1 pseudogene is annotated in these 678 nt (G+C 29.5%); it reads left to right on the top strand.

Annotation, left to right across the window (positions count from 1 at the left end):
• A pseudogene (locus tag KVT34_RS29645) lies at positions 1 to 678 on the top strand (ABC transporter permease family protein); the annotation flags it as partial.

Here is a 678-nt window from a genome sequence, read left to right as displayed (position 1 = left end):
ATTTCGTATGGTACATACGAGAGGGAGATAATTGAATTAGAATCAAGTAATAGACCTCTTCAAAATAGTATGATTGATGATTTGAAACAAAAAACGTTTAAAATTGAAGAACCTACTATTAAAACAATTTCTGTAGATGAAAATAACTATAATTTGTAACATTTACCTTTACAAGCTAAAGAAGGCTTCTCTCATGAAGATTTTCAAAAAAAAAGAGAAGAGAAAACAAAAGTTTTAATGGGTGCTTACTTTAAGAAATATTTTCGTATAGGGGATACAATTAATGAACAATATCCGATTATTGGATTTTTGCCGGCAAATAAATTCATTGTAAATAATCTCGGATCGAATGGGTACTTAAAGTTAGACAAGGCTATGATACTACCCATGCCGATTGATAGATACGAAAAGTATGAATTAATGTTTTTAAGATTACATCAAAGTACAATTATAAGCTTGCAAAAAGATGCTGATGTAAAAAAACTACAAGAAGCGATTCAACTTAAAGGAAACGACGTTACGTTATACCTGAAAAATTTAAGTGAGGAAATAAATGAAAATGTTATTAGTAATAAAGAATCTGAAATTATTGGCCTTATAGTAGGAGGTCTATTTATTTTATTTATAATAGCGGGCATTGTCGTAACGACAGTTGTTTCCATCATGATGAGAAAGAGG

Source organism: Paenibacillus sp. GbtcB18, from assembly GCF_019091125.1.
GTDB lineage: Bacteria > Bacillota > Bacilli > Paenibacillales > NBRC-103111 > Paenibacillus_F > Paenibacillus_F chitinolyticus.
This window is presented reverse-complemented; position numbering and strand designations above follow the sequence as displayed.